The sequence below is a fragment of the Pseudomonadota bacterium genome, assembly GCA_016719885.1.
Lineage (GTDB): Bacteria > Pseudomonadota > Gammaproteobacteria.
On the sequence record JADJYF010000005.1, the window covers coordinates 412,201 to 430,588 of the forward strand.

An 18,388-nucleotide genomic window follows, 5' to 3' on the forward strand; every position below is an offset into this window, starting at 1 on the left:
CGGTGGACGCAAATTCATCACTAAAAGACTCTGCAGTCGCGTCCGTGGACTTTACACAAGCGCCGCGAATCGACCGGTTGGATGATGCAGCAGCAAATTTGGTGCCATTGTTCTTCGCATGAAGTAAATCAAACGCTTATTCGTCGGCGATGGCCGCGAGCGGCGATGCGTCGGCAGCGCGTGTAAAAACGGTTGACACCACCTTCGAGGCGGCGCCCGGCGCAGCGCAGAAGCGGTATCATCCGGCCATCAACTTCGACAGCCGAACATGCCGTCACGGCCCGGGAGCCCTATGCAAGACTCGACCCCCATCCTCGTTGGCGCGGGCCAGTACGTCGGCCGCGACATGAGCCGCCCCGAGCTCCTGAAGTCGCCGGTCGACATTGCCGGCATCGCCGCGCAACGTGCGCTGGACGACGCGCAGGCGACGCGCGCGCTGGCTGCCGAAGTCGACATGCTGGTGGTCATACGCATGTTCGAGCATTCGGTGGGCGACCGCGCGATGTGGCCCAACCCTTTCGGCTCGACCAACAACGTGCCGTGGTCGGTGGCGAAGCGCATCGGCGCCCAGCCGCGCGAAGCAATCTACGCCGAGGTGGGCGGCCAATCGCCGCAGCGCCTGGTCAACCGCATGGCCGAGCGCATTCACGCCGGCGAGTTGCGCATGGCCTTGCTGACCGGCGCCGAGGCCATCGCCACCATCCGCGAGGCCACGCGGCGCGGTTACGAACTCGACTGGAACGAACAAGCCCGCGGTGAGTTCGAGGACCGCTGGCCGGGCGTGCCCTTCGTCACGCCCTACGAGCAGAGCCATGGCATCGCCTGGCCCATCCACGTCTACGCGATGTTCGAACAGGTGCGTCGCCACGCGCGCGGCCTGTCCACCGCGGCCTGTCGCGCCGACATTGCCCGACTGTTCGCGCATTTCACCGAGACTGCCGCGCGTCATCCCTATGCGCAGTTTCCGACCGCCCATGACGAGGCCTTCCTCAGCACCGTGTCGGCACAGAACTATCTCCTGTGCGAGCCTTACACCAAGTGGATGGTGGCGCAGGACTCCGTCAACCAGGCGGCCGCGGTGCTGTTGACCTCGGTCGGCGCGGCGCGTGAACTCGGCATTCCCGAGTCGCGCTGGGTGTATCTCACCGGCTACGCCGACGTCGACGACCAGACGGTCTTGAAGCGCCCCAATCTCGCCGCCTCGAATGCGCAGAATCTGGCCGTGCGTACCGCGCTGGCCTCGGCCGGCGTCGGTATCGACGCGGTGAAATACCTCGACTTCTACAGCTGCTTTCCAATCGCGGTGTCGTCCATTGCCGAACCGCTGGGTCTGCCGACCGACGGCTCGCGGCCCTTGACCCTGACCGGCGGGCTGCCGTTCTTTGGTGGTCCCGGCAACAACTATTCCATGCATGCCATCGCCACCATGGTCGACAAGCTGCGCGCCGATCCGACGGCGCGCGGCCTGGTGGTGGCCAACGGCGGTTATCTCTCCAAGCACTCGGCGGCGGTCTACGCCTGCGCGGCGCCTGCCGAATGGCAACCGATTTCGTCCGTTGCCGTGCAGGCCGAGGCCAAGGCCGACACCGGCATCAAGGTCGACGAACGCGCCAGCGGCGCAGCCACCATTGAAACCTTTGCCGCCATCGTCAACAAGGGCGCGCCGGCCGACGGCTTCGTGATCGCGCGCATGAAGGCCGATGGCGCGCGCGTGATGGCGCGCATGGTGAAAGGCGACGCGGTGACGCTGGCCGCATTGTTCGAGGAAGACGTCATCGGTCGACCGATCATCGTCAGCCTCGCCGGCGACATGCACCAGTTCGCCATCGCCGGCTGAACGCGGCGCACACCGGGAGACCACGCGCGATGACCATGCCCAATCTTGCCAGCTTCGGATTCGACCAGGATTACCAGGCGGTCTACGACCTCGCCTATCGCTATGGGCGCGACGAGCTCTACGATCTCGCGCCGCGCATGGACAAGGACGACTGGTTCCCCGACGCGCAGTTCCGCGCGCTCGCCAACCAAGGCCTGCTGGGCGCCACCATTCCCACCGAGTACGGCGGCGCCGGTCTCGACGTGCTGGCGCAGTGCTTCATCTGCGAAGCGATCGCCTATTGGAACCACGCGCTGTCGGCCTCGATCCTGGCCAGCGACAACCTGTGCGTGCACAACCTCGTGCGCAACGCCAACGCAGACCAGAAGCGCCAATACCTGCCGCGTTTCGCCGACGGCCGCGCGATCGGCGCGCTGGGCATGACCGAGCCGGGCGCGGGCTCCGACGCGCTCGGCAGCATGGCAACCGTCGCGCGGCGTGACGGCGACGAATACGTGTTGAACGGCCGCAAGCTGTTCATCACCAACGGGCTGGTCGCCGACGTGCTGCTGGTCTACGCCAAGACCGCACCCGAGAAGAAGCAGCACGGCATTTCCGCCTTCATCGTCGAAAGCCGCAACCCCGGATTCCGCGTCGCGCAGAAGCTCGACAAGATGGGCTGGCGCGGCAGCCCCACCGGCGAACTGGTGTTCGACGAATGCCGCGTGCCGGCCGCCAACCTGGTCGGACGCGAGAACGAAGGCGTCGGCATCATGATGAGCGGGCTCGACATCGAGCGCGTCATCGGCGCCTTCTACGCGGTCGGCATGGCGCAGCGCGCGGTCGATCTCGCGGTGGAGTACGCGAGCTATCGCAAGCAGTTCAACCGCACCATCGGCGAATTCCAACTGGTGCAGGGCATGCTGGCCGACATGTACACCGAGCTCGAAGCGATGCGCGCGCTGACCTACCAGGTCGGCCGCGAAGTGTGCGGCCTTGAAGCCGGGGAAGGCGGCCGCGGCGTGGTGCACAAGCGTTCCGCGGCGGCGGTCTACTACGCCGGCCGCGCGTGCATGCGCATCCTCGACAACGCGGTGCAGATCCACGGTGGCATGGGCTTCATGAACGAATCGGAAGTGAACCGCCTGTACCGCAGCGGCAAGGTGCTGGAGATCGGCGCCGGCACCAACCAGGTACGGCAGATCATCATCGCGGGGGAGTTGCTGAAGGGCTGAGGCGCGAGACGCGAGGCGCCGAACTGGCTCCTTGTGGGTCAGACTTCAGTCTGACACTCGGACGATGAGTCAGACTGAAGTCTGACCCACAAGTGAGCATGATTCAGGCCGCGTCCTCCACCGCCGATTTCACTTCCCGGGTACTCAACACCGCGCCGGCCTCGTCAGCCTCTTCCAGGCGTACATCGCGCCCCCACAGCAACGCCGCGTGGCGCAACACCTCGTTGGCGCTGGCCGCAAGGGGCCGGCGCTGGTGGCGGGTGTGGCGCAAGGTGAGCGTACGGTCGCCGCGCAGGTCGGCGCGCTGCACCTTGATATCCGGCGTGTAGTTGCACGCGGCGTACTGCTGCGCGAGTTGGCGTCGCACTTCAGCGTAGCCCGATTCGTCGTGGATGGCGGTCACCGCCAGCGTATCGCGTGTGTCGTCGTCGAGGATGGAGAACAGGCGGAAATGGCGAATGAGGCGCGGTGACAGATACTGCGCGATGAAGCTCTCGTCCTTGAAATTACGCATGGCGAAATCGAGCGTGCCCAGCCAGTCGCTGCCGGCAATGTCGGGAAACCAGGCTCGGTCCTCGGCGTCCGGTTCCTGGCAGATACGCTGGATGTCGCGCATCATGGCAAAGCCCAGGGCATAGGGATTGATGCCGCGATAGCGACGGTCCTCGAAGCCTGGCTGGAAGGTCACGCTGGTGTGGGACTCGAGGAATTCGAGCATGAAGCCCGGGCTCACCAGCCCCTCCTCGAACATCCGGTTCAACAGGGTGTAGTGCCAGAACGTCGCCCACCCTTCGTTCATGACCTTGGTCTGGCGCTGCGGGTAGAAGTACTGGGCAACCTTGCGCACGATGCGCACCAGTTCGCGCTGCCAGGGTTCCAGGTGCGGCGCGTTCTTCTCGATGAAATACAGCAGGTTCTCCTGCGGTTCGGCGGGAAAGCGCATGGGCGGTTCGCGTCCGTCACGCACCGCTTCGCGCGGCAGCGTGCGCCACAGGTCGTTGAAGCGCGCTTCGAATTCGGCCTCGCGCGCCTGCTGGCGCTGGCGTTCGCTGGCCGCCGAGCGGTGCTGTGGGCGCCGACAGCTGTCGACGCCGTAATTCATGAGGGCGTGACAGGCATCCAGCACCTGCTCGACGGCGAGTTCACCATGGCGCCGCTCGCAGTCGGCGACGTAGTCGCGCGCGAACACCATGTAGTCGACGATGTCCTCGGCGTTGGTCCAGGTGCGGAACAGGTAATTGCCCTTGAAGAACGAGTTGTGGCCGAAGGCGGCATGGGCGATCACCAGCGCCTGCATGGTCAGGGTGTTCTCTTCCATGAGATAGGAGATGCAGGGGTTGGAGTTGATCACCATTTCGTAGGCCAGCCCCATCTGGCCATGGCGGTAGTTCTGCTCGGTGGCGATGAAATGCTTGCCGAAAGACCAATGGGTGTAATTCACCGGCAGGCCGGTGAACGCATAGGCGTCCATCATCTGCTCGGCACTGATGATCTCGAGCTGGTTGGGATAGGTGTCGAGCCGGTACTCTCCGGCGAGCCGGCCGAGCTCATGCTCGAAGCGCTCCACGATTTCGAAGCTCCAGTCCGAATCCTCGCTGATGAGCCTGCTCATGACGGCGTCTTGCGCATCAGCTGCCGGAACACCGGGTAGATGTCGCTGCGTTCGGCAATCTTCTGCATGACGAAATGCGGGTGCGCGGCGCGCACGCTGTCGTACTCCGCCCACAGCTGCTGTTCCTGGGCGGCGACGATTTGCACGTAGGCGTAGTACTGCACCGCCGGCAGCACCTTCTCCACCAACAGGTCGCGGCAGCGCGCGCTGTCCATTGGCCAGTTGTCGCCGTCCGAGGCCTGCGCGGCATAGATGTTCCAGTCCTCGCGCGGATAGCGCGCGGCGATGATGCGGTCCATCAGATCGAGCGCGGTCGACACCAGCGTGCCGCCGGTATCGCGCGACTGGAAGAATTCCTGCTCATCGACTTCCTGGGCGGACGTGTGGTGGCGGATGAACACCACCTGGATGTGCTCGTAGGTGTTGTGCAGGAAGTGGTAGAGCAGCATGAAGAAGCGCTTGGCGATGTCCTTGCGCTGTTCGTCCATCGAGCCCGAAACGTCCATCAGGCAGAACATCACGGCCTGCGTGCAGGGCTTGGGCCGCGTTACGCGGTTGCGATAACGCAGATCGAATTCGTCGAGAAACGGCACCTTGTCGATGCGCTTTTCCAGCACCTCGATGTCGGCGCGCAGCAGCGCCCGCTCGCCGGCATCGCTGGCCGCCGCCAGCCGCTCTTCGAGCGCGATGATTTCGGCGCGCAGCGGGCCGCGCAGGGCGGTGCGCCGCGCCAGCGCGCCGGTCAAGGAACGCACGATGTCGATATTGCTCGGCACGCCGTCATGGGTGTGCCCGGCGCGCACGCTTTCTTCCTCGACCATCATCTGCACACGGGTCTTGTGCAGGTTGGGCAGGGCCAGGTCTTCGAAGAAGAGATCCATGAACTCGTCGCGGGTCAGGGTGAAGGTGAAGTCATCCTCGCCTTCGCCGCTGTCGCTGGCATCGCTACCCTGGCCACCGGCGCCGCCGGGCGGGCGCTCGATGGTGTCGCCCGCCACGAATTCGCGGTTGCCGGGATGAACGCCCTGGCGCCGGCCGCCGCTGCCGTATTGGAATTCCGGCTCGGCGATGTCGCGCCGTGGGATGCGTACCTCACCGCCGCTCACCACGTCGGTGATGGAGCGGCCGGCGATCGACTCGGCGATCGCCTGTTTGATCTGTTCCTTGTAGCGACGAATGAAGCGCTGACGATTCTGGGCGCTCTTGTGCCGCCCGTTGAGTCGCCGGTCTATGAGCTGGATGGTGGCCATGGCCTGGTGAAATCTCTCCTGGTCATCAGGAAGACTTGCGCACGCGCAAATACCATTCCGACAGCAGCCGCACCTGTTTCTCGGTATAGCCCTTGGCTGTCATCCGTTCGACGAAATCGCGATGCTTCTGCTGGTCGTCGGTCGACGACTTGGCATTGAAGGAGATGACCGGCAGCAGTTCCTCGGTGTTGGAGAACATCTTCTGCTCGATCACTTCGCGCAGCTTCTGATAGCTGGTCCACGACGGGCTCTGGCCGCCGTTCGCGGCCCGCGCGCGCAGCGTGAAATTGACGATTTCGTTGCGGAAGTCCTTGGGGTTGCTGATGCCGGCCGGCTTCTCGATGCGTTCGAGCTCGGCGTTGAGGCCGGCGCGATCGACCATCTCGCCGGTGTCCGGGTCGCGATACTGCTCGTCCTGTATCCAGTAATCGGCGTAGGTCACGTAGCGGTCGAAAATGTTCTGCCCATATTCCGAATAGGATTCGAGATAGGCGGTCTGGATCTCCTTGCCGATGTATTCCGCGTAGCGACGCGCTAGGTAGCCCTTGATGAAGGCGATGTATTTTTCCTCGACCTCGCGCGGGAACTGTTCCTGGATGATCTGCTGTTCGAGCACGTACAACAGGTGCACAGGGTTGGCCGCCACTTCGCCGTGATCGAAATTAAAAACTTTCGACAGAACCTTGTAGGCAAAGCGGGTCGACAGGCCGCTCATGCCTTCGTTGACACCGGCGAAGTCACGGTACTCCTGGTAGCTCTTGGCCTTGGGGTCGATGTCCTTCAGGTTCTCGCCGTCGTAGATACGCAGCTTCGATTCGAGCGAGGAATTTTCCGGCTCGGCGAGCCGCGACAGCACCGCGAAGCTGGCCATCATTTCCAGCGTACCGGGCGCGCAGGGCGCGTCGGCCAGCGTGGAGTTGGCGAGCAGCTTCTCGTAGATACGCACTTCCTCGGAAACCCTGAGGCAGTAAGGCACCTTGACGATATAGATGCGGTCGAGGAAGGCCTCGTTGTTCCGGTTGTTGCGGAACGCCTGCCATTCCGATTCGTTGGAGTGGGCGAGAATGAGGCCGTCAAAGGGAATCGCGGCCAGGCCTTCGGTGCCCTTGAAGTTGCCTTCCTGGGTCGCGGTCAGGAGCGGATGCAGCACCTTGATCGGCGCCTTGAACATCTCCACGAATTCCAGCAGGCCCTGGTTGGCGAGACACAGTCCGCCCGAGTAGGAATAGGCATCCGCATCGTGCTGGGCATAGCGCTCGAGTTTGCGGATGTCGACCTTGCCGACCAGGGACGAGATGTCCTGGTTGTTCTCGTCGCCCGGCTCGGTCTTGGCGATGGCTATCTGGCGCAACACCGACGGCCGCAGGCGCACCACCGTGAATTTCGAGATGTCGCCGTCGTACTCACCGAGGCGCTTGACCGCCCACGGTGACATGAGACCGGTCAGACGTCGCGCCGGGATACCGTACTCGGCTTCGAGCAAGGCGCCATCCTTGTCGGGATGAAACAGGCCGAGCGGCGACTCGTTGATGGGTGAACCCTTCAACGCATAGATCGGGCATTCCTCCATCAGCGCCTTGAGTTTCTCCGCCAGCGACGACTTGCCGCCGCCGACCGGACCGAGCAGGTAGAGGATCTGTTTCTTTTCCTCCAGGCCCTGGGCGGCATGTTTGAAGAAAGCCACGATCTTCTCGACCGTTTCCTCCATGCCGTAGAAATCCTTGAAGGCGGGATAGATGCGCAGCACCTTGTTGGAGAAGATGCGCGACAGCCGTGGATCCTGTCGCGTGTCGATCAAGGCGGGTTCGCCGATGGCATGCAGCATGCGCTCGGCGGGCGTGGCGTAGGTCGCGGGGTCCTTGCGACACAGCTCCAGGTATTCGAGGAGGGTGAGTTCTTCCTGGACTGTCGCGGCGTAGCGATGCAGGTAGTGGTCAAAGATGCTCATGCGGCCGTACTCCTCGCCCGCGATCGGGGCACTGTGGGGCCAGACACTGGGCGACGGCTGTTGGGTCATCGCTATCCTCCTCCTGGTTTGAGCAAAGGTCATGCCAAGCAATGAAATGCCTGCGCCTGACGGTCGCGATGGGCTGGCGCTCCCGCGGGGCGGCATGAAACGGGCGCGGAGTGTGCGGATTCTTGACTCGGTTCACGCGTTCGTGGCGGTCCTGTGCGAAGCCGAAGTGCTCTTCGGAAAAAGTAGCACCAGCAGAGTGCAAAAGATGCACCAGCCCTTACGCTTGATTGAGATATGAATTAGTTGCGGAAGTTTCGCGCGGTGAAACGCGAGCTTGGATTGATGTCGATGCACTGCCGCTGGGCAGTGCGGTCGGGTCAGGCAGGGCGGGGAAGGGGGCGCCATCCGTGGCGCCGGCGAGCGCGACCTCAGCCGCCGCGGTATTCCTCCAGCGGCGGCATGCCTAGTGCGCTGCGGTAGTTGTTGTGGAAATGATGCAGGGCCGGCTCGTTACGGCCAAACAGGAAGTGGTCGATCTTGCCGCTGGCGGCGGCAGATTGGGTCTTGGTGCCCATGTAATAGTCTTCGTGCTCGACCGTGCTGACGAACAGTTCCAGCACCGCGCTGACGTCGAAATCCATCGGTGCGCTGGTGTTGCTGGCGTCGTAGATGTTTTCGTTGGTGACGGCGTTGACCTTGTCCGCCGGCGGCACGAACTGCTGCACCTGCGGCACGCGGTAGTGCGACACCCTCGACAGTGACTGGCCGATGTTGTTGCGGTTCGGATAGATGCGTACCAGCACCGCCATGCTGGTCAGGAACACTATCTGCACGTTGGGGAACAAGTAATACGCAACGGCGCCGGCGTAGGGCAGGCTCCATTGCTCCTCGGGCTGCTGGCGCATGAGGTCCAGGTACTTGTTGGCCAGGCACAGTCGATGATGCCGACCATATTCCTTGTAGCTCAGGGTATCGCCATGCAGGAGATTGGCGAGGGTGTTGGTGTGCAGCGAATTGAAATGGTAGACCTCGCCGAAGGTGTCGTTGGCGATCTTCCAGTTGAGCGGCTTGTCGAGCACCGATTCGCCCTGGTATTCGCAGCGCGCAAGATCCCAGGCCGCGAGTTCGGCCGCCAGCTCCGCGCCGAGCAGTGCGTCGACGTCGAGCGTGCCGTTGACCTGCGGATGCACGAACAACAGTCCGTATTTCTCTTCCGAGGGCAGCTCGATGAGGCCATTGCAGTTCTTGTCGATCTTGCCGAACTGGTCGCTCTGGCGCACGCCCAGCAATCGACCGTCGTTGGCGAAGGTCCAGCCATGGAAGGGGCAGGTGAAGCGGTTCTTGTCGCCGTGGGCCTCGGTGGTGAGCTCGGCGCCGCGGTGCCGGCAGGCGTTGACGAACGCGTGGAACTTGCCGTGCTCGTCGCGCGTGGCGAGGATCGGCACGCCGAAATCGTTCATGGTCATGTAGCTGCCCGGCTTTGGCAGCTCGCCCGACATGCCCAGCACCTGCGGATGATTCTTGAAGAACGCGTCCCACTCGCGCTCCGCCAGCGCCGGATCGGTGTAGCTCGAGGTCGGGTTGACGACGATGCGGCCGGCATCGGCGGTGCGCTTGTTGTCGAGGTGATCCAACAATTCTTTGATGATCTCTATCTGCATGGACTGCTGCATCGGATTACTCCTTGGAACGGCGAGGGCGTTGTTTGCGAGGTGTCGGGCTGGTGGCGCGCTGCGCCGCGATTGAATCGACCAGCACGGATTGGAAAGCAGGCACCGCATCGGCGGCGAGGGTGATGTAGATATCCACCAGCGCGATGCGGCGAAATTCTTCGAGCGAAATCTGCGCGAATGCCCATTCGCGACAGGTGGTGCGGAAGCTGCGCAGGATCAGCTCGCCGAGCAGGGCGGGCGGAATGCGGCCGCTCAGCAGTCGCGCGTCCTGACAGGCCAGCACGCCGTCGGTGGTCATGCGTTCACCCCAGGCATAGATCTGCGTGACCTTGTCGTGGTGGGCGCCACTCTGGTTGAGGTATTCGACGGCCAGGAAAGCCGATCGGTAGTAGTTCTCGTCCTCGGCGAACAGCGCAGTGGAGATCTCCGCCACCGCGCCGGCGCGTGCCAGCGGCTCGCCGATGTCGCGATCGCGGATGCGCGCCTCGATTTCCGTCAGGACCTCGGCGAACAACGCGACCAGCACTTCCTCCTTGTTGCCGATGAGGTTGTAGATGGTCGGCACCGTCACTTCGGCGAGGCGCGCGAGTTCGCGCAGGTTGAGCGCCTCGAAGCCATCGAGAGTCAGCAGCGTACGCGCCTCGGTGAGCAGGCGGTCGCGGCGTTTGCGCATGTTCTGTTCGCGCAGGTTGAGGCCAGGGCGTCCCATGGCGGGCGAGTCTGGCATGCTCAAAAAATTTTAACAACGATAAAATTATGGCGCGGTGCAACAGGCTGGCACAGGCGGACCGTGTTCGCACCCGGTGCCATGGTGTCGGTGCGGGCGCTTGGCATACAGTGGCCGGCACTCGAAACAGGACGTCGCCATGAGCACCCTTCTCTACATCGAATCCTCACCCCGCAAGCAGCGCAGCGCATCCATCGAGGTCGCCCACGCCTTCCTCGCCGCCTATCGCGAGACCCATCCCGAGGCCCACGTCGATACGCTGGACGTATGGTCGACGCCGCTGCCGGAATTCGACGGCGCCGCGCTCGACGCCAAGTACGCGGGTATCGCCGGCCAGCCGCTGACGGCGGTGCAGAGCCGCGCGTGGGCCGCCATTCGTGCGCTGGCGGCGCGCTTTCAACGCGCCGACCGCATTCTCATCGGCGTGCCGATGTGGAATTTCATGATCCCCTACAAGCTCAAGCACCTCATCGACTGCGTGAGCCAGAAAGACCTGTTGTTTACGTTCGACGAGAATGGTTTGAACGGCGCGCTGACCGACCGCCGCGCGGCGGTCATCTATGCGCGTGGCATCGAATACAGCCCGGACTCGGGCACGCCCGCCGAAACTTTCGACCTGCAGCGCCAGTACCTGGAGCTGTGGCTGCGCTTCGTGGGCGTGACGGATATCTCGACGGTGCTGGTGGAGAAGACCTTCTTCGGCCCGGAGGTCGACGGGCCCGCGCGCGAGGCTGCCAAGCTGCAGGCACGCGCCATCGCCACGGGCTTCTAGGCGCGGCGCGGCCCGGGCGCCACCGGCGCGCGGCCACGCTGCCGCGCGCTCAATCCGCTATCTCGGGTTCGACCAGCTTCGCCAGTTGCGCCAGCGATTCCTGCCAGCCGAGGTAGCACATCTCGGTCGGGATCAGCGCAGGGATGCCGGATTGTTCCACCGCCAGCTCGGTGCCGCAGGTGACCGCCGTGAGCACCACCGTGGTTTCCATTTCGCCGGGCAGGTTGGGGTCGTCAAAGGTGTCGCTGTAGCGCAGCCTGGCGTTGGCCACGAGCTCGCGATACTCGCCGCCGAAGCTGTGGCTGTTGCCGGAGCTGAAATTGGTGAATGACATCCTAAAGCGGCCACCGACCCGCACATCCTGTTCGTGTACGGTGCAGGTGAAGCCGTAGGGCGGGATCCATTTGGCCAGCGCCGCGGCGTCGATGAAGGCGCGGTAGACCCGTTCGGGCGGCGCGCGCAGCACGCGGTGCAATTTGACGGTGCCGGTGGACATGGGGGCTTGTTCCTCGGGTATGTAAGTGATCAGGATTTGCCGCCGCAGCATTCGCCGGCGGGCGCCAGGTAGTGCCCGAGCAGGTTGACGGTCCCACCTTCGTCATAGCGATCGTGGGGCCGCACCCAATCGGTGAGATTGAAATTGGGCCCGGTCTCGTTGCGGCCCTTGGGCGTCATGTCGAGAAACATGTAGGTGCTGAGCAGTTCCTCGGCGCCGCGCGCAAACACCGCGTAGGTCAGGAAGATCTCGCCGGCCTCGTTGCGACAAAACACGCTGTGGCCGGAAAGATCCTGCATCGGTACGCCGCCAAGCTGGAAATTGTAGAGCGCGCCGCCGCCGGCGACCTGTTCAGGCGTGAACGACACGTGGAAATCGTAGTTGAAATCACTCCGCGCCGATGACACCCAGCGGAAACGCCAGCCCATGCGGCGCCTGTAGGCCTCGATATCGGCCAGGGGTGCGCGCGCCACCGCCACGTAGCTGACATCGTGATGTTCGAGGTGCGGCAGCGCGCCGTCGACATGGTCGACCTCGAAGGAACAGCCGACGCAGGGCTGGCCGCCATCGGGCATCATGAAATGCTTGACGATGAGCTGACTGCGGCCGGCGAACAACTCAGCGAGCGTGACTTCACCCTCGGGTGCCGCGAAAACGTAAGGCTTGTCGACCTTGAGCCACGGCAGTCGGCGACGCTCGGCCGCGATCTCATCGCGCAGGCGCGTCATCTGCTTTTCGCGCGCGAGCAGTGCACGGCGCGCCGCAAGCCAGCCACCTTCATCAACGACCGCATGGCTCATGACATCTGCTCCTGGCCTGCTGCCTGACCGAGAGCGGCCAGCGCCCGGCGGGGGCCGGGGGGCGGGGGGCCCCCGGGGGGGGCGCCCCGGGGGGGGGGGGGCGCCGGGGGCCGGGGGGGGGGGGGGGGGGCGGGGGGGGGGCCCCGGGGGGCGCCGGGGCGGGGGGGGGCCCCCGGGGGCGGGCGGGCGCCGGGGGCCCCGGGGGCCCGGGGGGGGCCGGGGGGGGGCCCCCGGGGGGCGGGGGGGGGGGCGGGCCGGGCCGCGGGCCGGGGGGGGGGGGGGGGGGGGGGGGGGGGGGGGCCGGGGGGGGCGGGGGGCCCGGGGGGGCGGGGGCCGGGGGGGGGGGGGGGGGGGGGGGGGGGCGGCCCGGCCCCCGGGGGGGGGGGGGGGGGGCGGCGGGGGGGGGGGGGGGGGGGGGGCCCGCGCGGGGGGGGCGGGGCGGGGGGGGGGGGGGGGTGGGTCTATGAATTGACGGCGTGGGGCAAGGAGCTCGAACCGATCATCCTGGCGCTCGGGCGCTGGGGCGCGCGTTCGCCGACGCGCTCACCGGGCGCGCCGTTGGGCGTGGACTCGCTGGTGCTGTCGTGGCGCACCATGTTCAGCGCCGAGCGCGCGGCCGATTTCAGCGCGCGCATCGAACTCGATATCGACGGCCACCTCTATCATGCCAGCATCGCGCATGGCGCCCTGCGCCTGGCGCGCGGCGCCGAGGCGGATAGCGACGCCGCGCTCAAAGCGGATGTCGCTACCTTCGTCGCGTTGGTCTACGAAGGCGCGCGTTTCACCGACGCCGTGCGCAGCGGCGCACTCACCGTGCGCGGCGACAAGCTGGTCGCCAAACGCTTTCTGGGCCTGTTCCCCCTGCCGGCGCTGGCAAGCCCGGCCTGAAGCGCGCTGGCCGCAGAACTACACGACCTTTTGCCACACCAGCGTGTGCACCGATTTTTCGCCGTCGTTGCCGCGCATCGGCGGCGTGCGCAGGATCAGTTGATCGCCTTTCAGTTCGTAGAATCGCACCTGGTCGTTGCCCGGCCAGTTCGGCACCGTCGCGCCCAGCACGTGGTGGGTGACGGTGTGCTTGTCGGCATCGACCGCGAAAGTGCCGAAGTAGGCGGTGTAGGTCTGGAATGCATCGCGGTACTCGGCATCGGTGACTTCGCGCGGATCACGTGAACTGAATGGTGCGCGATTCTCGCCCATCAACTGCGCGGCCATGTTGCCGGCGCTGTCGTAGTTGATGCGCCCGATGACCTTGGCGCCAAGGGGAAACGGCGCACGACCGGACGGCCGTTCCGAGTAGCTCTCGAGCAATTGCCAGGTGCCGACGAAACGCGCGGCATCGGAGGAATCAGACATGTGAGGGTTCCTTGCAGACCAAACCAGGCGAAGGTCGCCATGCTGCGATCAATCGCGTGGCCATGCAATAATCGCGAAGGCCCACGGATCGTGCGGCGCAAAGCCACGGAGTTGCTCATGAAACGCATCGCGATCGTGCTGTCACTGATCGGTCTGGCCGCCGGCCAGGCACAGGCCGCCGAGCCGGCCGTGTCGACGCCGCCCAGCGCGAGCAGCAGCCCGGCAGCGGAGGCCGAGCACGGCCAGAGTCAACCGCCCAGCAAGGAGGCGTTGCAACAGGCTTTCGACGGCGCCATGACCTGCTCGGCGTTGTCGGCCTTGCTTGCCAAGACCGCCAAGCCCGACGAGGCGTGGCGCTGGAAGAATCGCTCCTTCGCGTTCGGCATGCTGGCCGCCAACTTCTACGTCAATGCCACGCAGAAAAAGCTGTCGAACGAGGACATGGACAACGCCCTGACCTCCTACGCCAACTCGCTGCAAGGCATGTCGCCTGCCGAGCGTGAACCCTTCGACACGGGTTGCGCGCGCAAGTACGCGCAGATGGACAAGCTGTGCGAAGTGAACGAGTGCCCGCACAGCGCGCCCGCCGCACCGGACTTCCCGGCGCCCGCCGAGCCCGCCAGGTAACCCTCAGAACAGCTCAGGCTGCGCGTCGAACTCCTGCGCTTCGCGGAAATTGCCGAGGCCGACGCCGGCCAGGCGGTAGCGGGTATGGGCGCCGAGCTCGACGCGCGCCAGCAGCGCCTGCGCGATGCTCGCCAGCTCCTGCTCGGAGGCCGGCGGCGTCGGCGGTGTATGACTGCGGGTGATGGTGCGGAATTCGCTGGTCTTCAATTTCAGCACCACGGTATGGGCCTGGCCCTCGGCGCCGTCGGCGGCTTCGACGTGGCGCCACACGCGTGCGGCGAGCGCGTCCAGCGCCGGTGCCACCTCGGCGAGACTGCGATCGCTCTCGAAGGTGGTCTCGGCCGACAACGACCGCCGCGGCTGATCGGGACTGACCGCGCGCTCGTCGACGCCACGTGCAAGTTCGTAGAGTCGTTTGCCCTGCTTGCCGAAACGCGCGCCGAGTTCGGCCAGCGTGTGGGCGCGCAATTCGCCCACGGTGACGATGCCGAGCGCCGCCAGGGCCTTCTCCGTCGCGCCGCCCACACCCGGCAGTTTGCGTACCGGCAGCGGCTGGAGGAAGTCGCCGATCTCGTGGGGCTGGATCACGAACAGGCCATTGGGCTTGCGCCAGTCCGAGGCAATCTTGGCCAGGAACTTGTTCGGCGCGACGCCGGCCGAGGCATTCAACTCGGTCTCGGCGCGAATGTCGGCGCGGATCTGGCGGGCGACCGCCGTCGCCGTGGCTAGCCCCGGCTTGTTATGCGTGACGTCGAGATAGGCTTCATCGAGCGACAGCGGTTCGACGAGATCGGTGTAGCGATGGAAGATCGCGCGGATCTGCGCCGACACCGCGCGATAGCGCGGAAAATCCGGCGGCGTGAAGATGGCATCGGGACACAGGCGCTCGGCGCGCGTGGCCGGCATCGCCGAGCGCACGCCGAACACGCGGGCTTCGTAGGAGGCCGCGCATACCACCGAGCGCATGCCGCGCCATGCCACGATCACCGGCCGCCCGCGCCATTCGGGATGATCGCGCTGCTCGACCGAGGCATAGAAGGCGTCCATGTCGACGTGCACTATCTTGCGCGGCGCGGCGCGGGCCGCGTCGGCAACCTGGTAATCGGGTGGCACGGGCGCTGACATGCGCCAAGCCTAGCGAGGGCGCCGGTGCTTGGCTATCGCGGTGCCCGTCACGACGGGCCGGGGTCGCCCTGTCAGTGGTGGCTGATGGTGCGGATGGTGCCGCGCGCCAGTTCCTTCTCGCGCAGCAGCAGGGCCAGCGCCGATTCGGCCGGCAACGGTTTCGAAAACCAGTAGCCCTGCGCCACGCGGCAGTCGAGCTCGCGCAGCTTCTGCGCCTGGTCGGCGGTCTCCACGCCCTCGGCGATGACTTCCATGCCCAGCACGCGGCCGAGCGTGATCAGCGCATCGACGATGCGGCGATTGCGTGCGCCATTGCCGTTCGGCTCGCTGGACGCGGCCACGAAGGAGCGGTCGATTTTGAGCGTGTCGTAGGAAAAAAGATTGAGATAACTCAGCGACGAGTAGCCGGTGCCGAAATCATCGAGATGAAACTTGACGCCGATGTTCTGCAGAGTCGACAGTTCGCGCAGGGTGGTGTCTTCGTGCTCGAGCAGCGCGTTCTCGGTGATCTCGAGATGCAGCGAGTGGGGCGGCAGGCCGGTTTCATCGAGGATCGCGAGCGTGCGCGCGGCGAAGTCCGGCTCCGAAAACAGACGGCTCGAAATATTCACGCTGATAGAAAGATCCGCGAGCGACGGGTCGCTCACCTGCCAGGCGCGGGTGGTGAGACAGGCCTCGCGCATCATCCACCACGACAGCCCGCCGATCATGCCCGACTCCTCGGCGAGCGGAATGAAGTCTTCCGGGCCGATGAGGCCGCGGATGGGATGGAACCAGCGCAACAGGGCTTCGAAGCCCACCACGCGCAGGTGATCGAGCGCGACTATCGGCTGGTAGTAGGCCACCAGTTCGTTGCGCGACAGCGCCGAACGCAGATCGGTTTCGAGCTCGAGGCGCTGCATGGCGGCTTCGTGCATGAGGTTGTCGAACACCGCGTAGGAACCGGCGCGCCGCCGCTTGGTGCGATACATGGCCAGATCGGCGTCGCGCAGCAGGTCTTCCGAGGACTCGTACTTGGGGCCCGACAGCGCGATGCCGATGCTGGCGGTGGCGAAAATTTCCTTGTCGGCGATGATGAACTTTTGCGACAGCAAGTCGTGCACGCGCTCGGCCACCAGGGTCGCTTCGCCGAGCCCGCTGATGCTCATCAGGAGGATGGCGAACTCGTCGCCGCCGAGACGCGCGACGGAATCGCCGGGGCGCAGGAACATCGACAGGCGCTTGCCGATCTCGGTCAGCAGTTCGTCGCCGGCGGCATGGCCGAGGGTGTCGTTGATGTTCTTGAAACGGTCGAGATCGAGAAACAGCACGGCGAACTTGCGTTTGCTGTCGCGGCGCTGCTGCTTGAGCGCGATGTCGAGGCGGTCGAGAAAGAGATTGCGGTTGGGCAGCCCGGTCAGCGCGTCATGCAGCGCCTCGTGCACCAGCATGGCCTCGGTCGATTTGCGCTCGCTGATGTCGGACAGGGAGCCGGCGATGCGCGTGGCGCGCCCGGCCGCGCCGCGCACCGCCACGCCGCGACTCATCACCCACAGGTATTTGCCTTCGCCGCTGCGGATGCGGAACTCGTATTCGAAATGCGGCGTGGCGCCTTTGAGATGGGCCTGCAGCGCCTTGTTGAAGCCGCTGCGGTCTTCTTCATGGATGCGATCCAGCCACAGGTCCGGCGAGGAGCCGAACTCGTCTGCCCGCAGGCGCAGCATCGCGAACCAGCGCGGCGAGTAATGCACTTCGTCGCGTTCCAGGTCCCAGTCCCAGATGCCGTCGCGCGCCCCCGCGATGGCGAGCGCGTAGCGTTCCTCGCTGGCGCGCAGCGCGGCCTCGGCTTCCTGGCGGGCGATGGCGTAACGGATGGCGCGGGACAGGAGTTCGGGCGCGATGTGGCGCTTGATGAGGTAATCCTGCGCGCCATTGCCGACGGCGGCGGCGGCGCCTTCCTCGTCTTCGACATTGGTCAGAATGATGACCGGCACGTTCGGCGCGACCGCCTTGGTGCGATGCAGGTTGTCGATGCCGTTGCCGTCCGGCAGGTTCAGATCGAGCAGTACCACGTCGTAGCGTCGCGTGCGCAGGCGATCGAGACCCGCGGTCAGGCGCTGACTGTGTTCTATGCTGGCACCGGCCAAGGCCGAGGCGGCGATTTGTTCGCGCACCAGGGCCGCTTCAATCCGATCGTCCTCGATCAGGAGGATGCGCATGTATTCGCGTTTCATAGACGGTCCGCTGGAGCTCCACTATTGGGCTTCATGCCGGTCGGATGACTTGCGTGGGTGTCTGTGGCAAGCGCACGAAGAAGGTACATCCCGCCCCTTCGTTGGATGTGACCCAGATGCGACCGCCGTGGCGTTCGACGATGCGCTTGCACAGGGCCAAGCCTACACCCGTTCCGGGGTACTCGTCGCGGGTATGCAGTCGCTGCCCCATTTCGAACACTCGTTGCAGGAAGGGTTGCGGAATGCCGATGCCGTTGTCGCGGAAGGCCAGCAGCCAGTCGCTGCCCTGGGGTTCGACGCTGACTTTGATCTCCGGCCGTTCGCGGCCGCGGAACTTGATGGCATTGGCCAACAGGTTCTGGAACAGGTGCAGCATCTGGTATTCGTCGCCGAGCACGCTCGGCAGGTGATCGGCGCTGACCTGGGCGTCGGCCTCGTCCATGACCACGCGCAGGTTGTCCAGCGCCTGTTCGAAACTCAAGTTCAAATCGACCGCGACCGGCGAGGAATCGCGCGCCGATACCGCCAGGTACTCGAGCATGCTGTCGAGCATGCCGCTCGCGCGCTGCGCGCATTCCTGGATCTGCGCGATGGCGCGCGAACGCGAGTTGGCATCGCCGCCTTCCTCGCCGCGCTGGGCGAGGCGCGCGATCTGCTGCACCGGCTCTTTCAAATCGTGCGAGAACACCAGCGCGATGTCGCGCATCTCCTGCACCACCGGTTCGGCGC

16 protein-coding genes are annotated in these 18,388 nt (G+C 65.4%); 5 read left to right on the forward strand and 11 right to left on the reverse strand.

Going from position 1 to position 18,388, the window contains the following annotated elements; translation table 11 throughout:
- Positions 1 to 292: 292 nt before the first annotated feature.
- Together IPM80_07585 and IPM80_07590 are read left to right on the forward strand one after the other, a co-directional pair.
- Positions 293 to 1,837, forward strand: a complete 1,545-nt coding sequence (locus tag IPM80_07585; GenBank protein ID MBK8958287.1) for an acetyl-CoA acetyltransferase — start codon at positions 293 to 295, stop codon at positions 1,835 to 1,837.
- 29 nt (positions 1,838 to 1,866) lie between these two features.
- Positions 1,867 to 3,051 (forward strand): acyl-CoA dehydrogenase family protein, encoded by a 1,185-nt coding sequence (locus IPM80_07590; protein ID MBK8958288.1) that lies wholly within the window; start codon positions 1,867 to 1,869, stop codon positions 3,049 to 3,051.
- Positions 3,052 to 3,154: 103 nt separating this feature from the next.
- Here the strand turns inward: IPM80_07590 and IPM80_07595 are convergent, their stop codons facing one another.
- The 5 genes from IPM80_07595 to IPM80_07615 all read right to left on the reverse strand — a co-directional run bounded on the left by IPM80_07595 (position 3,155) and on the right by IPM80_07615 (position 10,252).
- Complete coding sequence (locus IPM80_07595; GenBank protein MBK8958289.1) at positions 3,155 to 4,663, reverse strand: SpoVR family protein; 1,509 nt, start codon at positions 4,661 to 4,663, stop codon at positions 3,155 to 3,157.
- Positions 4,660 to 5,913, reverse strand: a complete 1,254-nt coding sequence (locus IPM80_07600) for a YeaH/YhbH family protein (GenBank protein MBK8958290.1) — start codon at positions 5,911 to 5,913, stop codon at positions 4,660 to 4,662. The genes IPM80_07595 and IPM80_07600 overlap by 4 nt, the downstream gene beginning before the upstream one ends.
- 25 nt (positions 5,914 to 5,938) lie before the next feature.
- Positions 5,939 to 7,861, reverse strand: a complete 1,923-nt coding sequence (locus IPM80_07605) for a PrkA family serine protein kinase (protein ID MBK8958291.1) — start codon at positions 7,859 to 7,861, stop codon at positions 5,939 to 5,941.
- A 437-nt stretch (positions 7,862 to 8,298) separates the two neighbouring features.
- The gene (locus IPM80_07610; GenBank protein ID MBK8958292.1) at positions 8,299 to 9,543 is read right to left on the reverse strand and encodes an aromatic ring-hydroxylating dioxygenase subunit alpha; all 1,245 of its coding nucleotides are present in this window, start codon (positions 9,541 to 9,543) and stop codon (positions 8,299 to 8,301) included.
- 4 nt (positions 9,544 to 9,547) lie between these two features.
- Positions 9,548 to 10,252, reverse strand: coding sequence for a TetR/AcrR family transcriptional regulator (locus IPM80_07615; GenBank protein ID MBK8958293.1), 705 nt, complete (start codon positions 10,250 to 10,252; stop codon positions 9,548 to 9,550).
- Positions 10,253 to 10,409: 157 nt separating this feature from the next.
- Here IPM80_07615 and IPM80_07620 point away from each other — a divergent pair, with 157 nt between their 5' ends.
- Positions 10,410 to 11,042 (forward strand): NAD(P)H-dependent oxidoreductase, encoded by a 633-nt coding sequence (locus IPM80_07620; protein ID MBK8958294.1) that lies wholly within the window; start codon positions 10,410 to 10,412, stop codon positions 11,040 to 11,042.
- Positions 11,043 to 11,091: 49 nt separating this feature from the next.
- On the opposite strand, the gene IPM80_07625 is transcribed toward IPM80_07620, so the two are convergent.
- Together IPM80_07625 and IPM80_07630 are read right to left on the reverse strand one after the other, a co-directional pair.
- Positions 11,092 to 11,538, reverse strand: coding sequence for an SRPBCC family protein (locus IPM80_07625; protein MBK8958295.1), 447 nt, complete (start codon positions 11,536 to 11,538; stop codon positions 11,092 to 11,094).
- Between the two features lie 29 nt (positions 11,539 to 11,567).
- Positions 11,568 to 12,338, reverse strand: coding sequence for a thioredoxin family protein (locus IPM80_07630; GenBank protein ID MBK8958296.1), 771 nt, complete (start codon positions 12,336 to 12,338; stop codon positions 11,568 to 11,570).
- Between the two features lie 468 nt (positions 12,339 to 12,806).
- Between IPM80_07630 and IPM80_07635 the strand changes: the two genes are divergently transcribed.
- Entirely contained in the window at positions 12,807 to 13,226 is a 420-nt protein-coding gene (locus IPM80_07635; protein ID MBK8958297.1) for an SCP2 sterol-binding domain-containing protein, read from the forward strand.
- Positions 13,227 to 13,244: 18 nt separating this feature from the next.
- Here IPM80_07635 and IPM80_07640 read toward each other — a convergent pair whose 3' ends face one another.
- On the reverse strand, positions 13,245 to 13,694 hold the full coding sequence (locus tag IPM80_07640; GenBank protein ID MBK8958298.1) for a lipocalin-like domain-containing protein: 450 nt from the start codon (positions 13,692 to 13,694) through the stop codon (positions 13,245 to 13,247).
- Between the two features lie 117 nt (positions 13,695 to 13,811).
- Between IPM80_07640 and IPM80_07645 the strand changes: the two genes are divergently transcribed.
- Positions 13,812 to 14,321: a hypothetical protein gene (locus tag IPM80_07645; protein MBK8958299.1), complete on the forward strand. Its 510-nt coding sequence runs from the start codon at positions 13,812 to 13,814 to the stop codon at positions 14,319 to 14,321.
- Between the two features lie 3 nt (positions 14,322 to 14,324).
- Here IPM80_07645 and dinB read toward each other — a convergent pair whose 3' ends face one another.
- The 3 genes from dinB to IPM80_07660 all read right to left on the reverse strand — a co-directional run.
- Complete coding sequence (dinB, locus tag IPM80_07650; protein ID MBK8958300.1) at positions 14,325 to 15,446, reverse strand: DNA polymerase IV; 1,122 nt, start codon at positions 15,444 to 15,446, stop codon at positions 14,325 to 14,327.
- Positions 15,447 to 15,517: 71 nt separating this feature from the next.
- Positions 15,518 to 17,659, reverse strand: a complete 2,142-nt coding sequence (locus IPM80_07655; GenBank protein MBK8958301.1) for an EAL domain-containing protein — start codon at positions 17,657 to 17,659, stop codon at positions 15,518 to 15,520.
- A gap of 31 nt (positions 17,660 to 17,690) precedes the next feature.
- A partial coding sequence (locus tag IPM80_07660) for a hypothetical protein (GenBank protein MBK8958302.1) occupies positions 17,691 to 18,388 on the reverse strand: 698 nt, incomplete at its 5' end.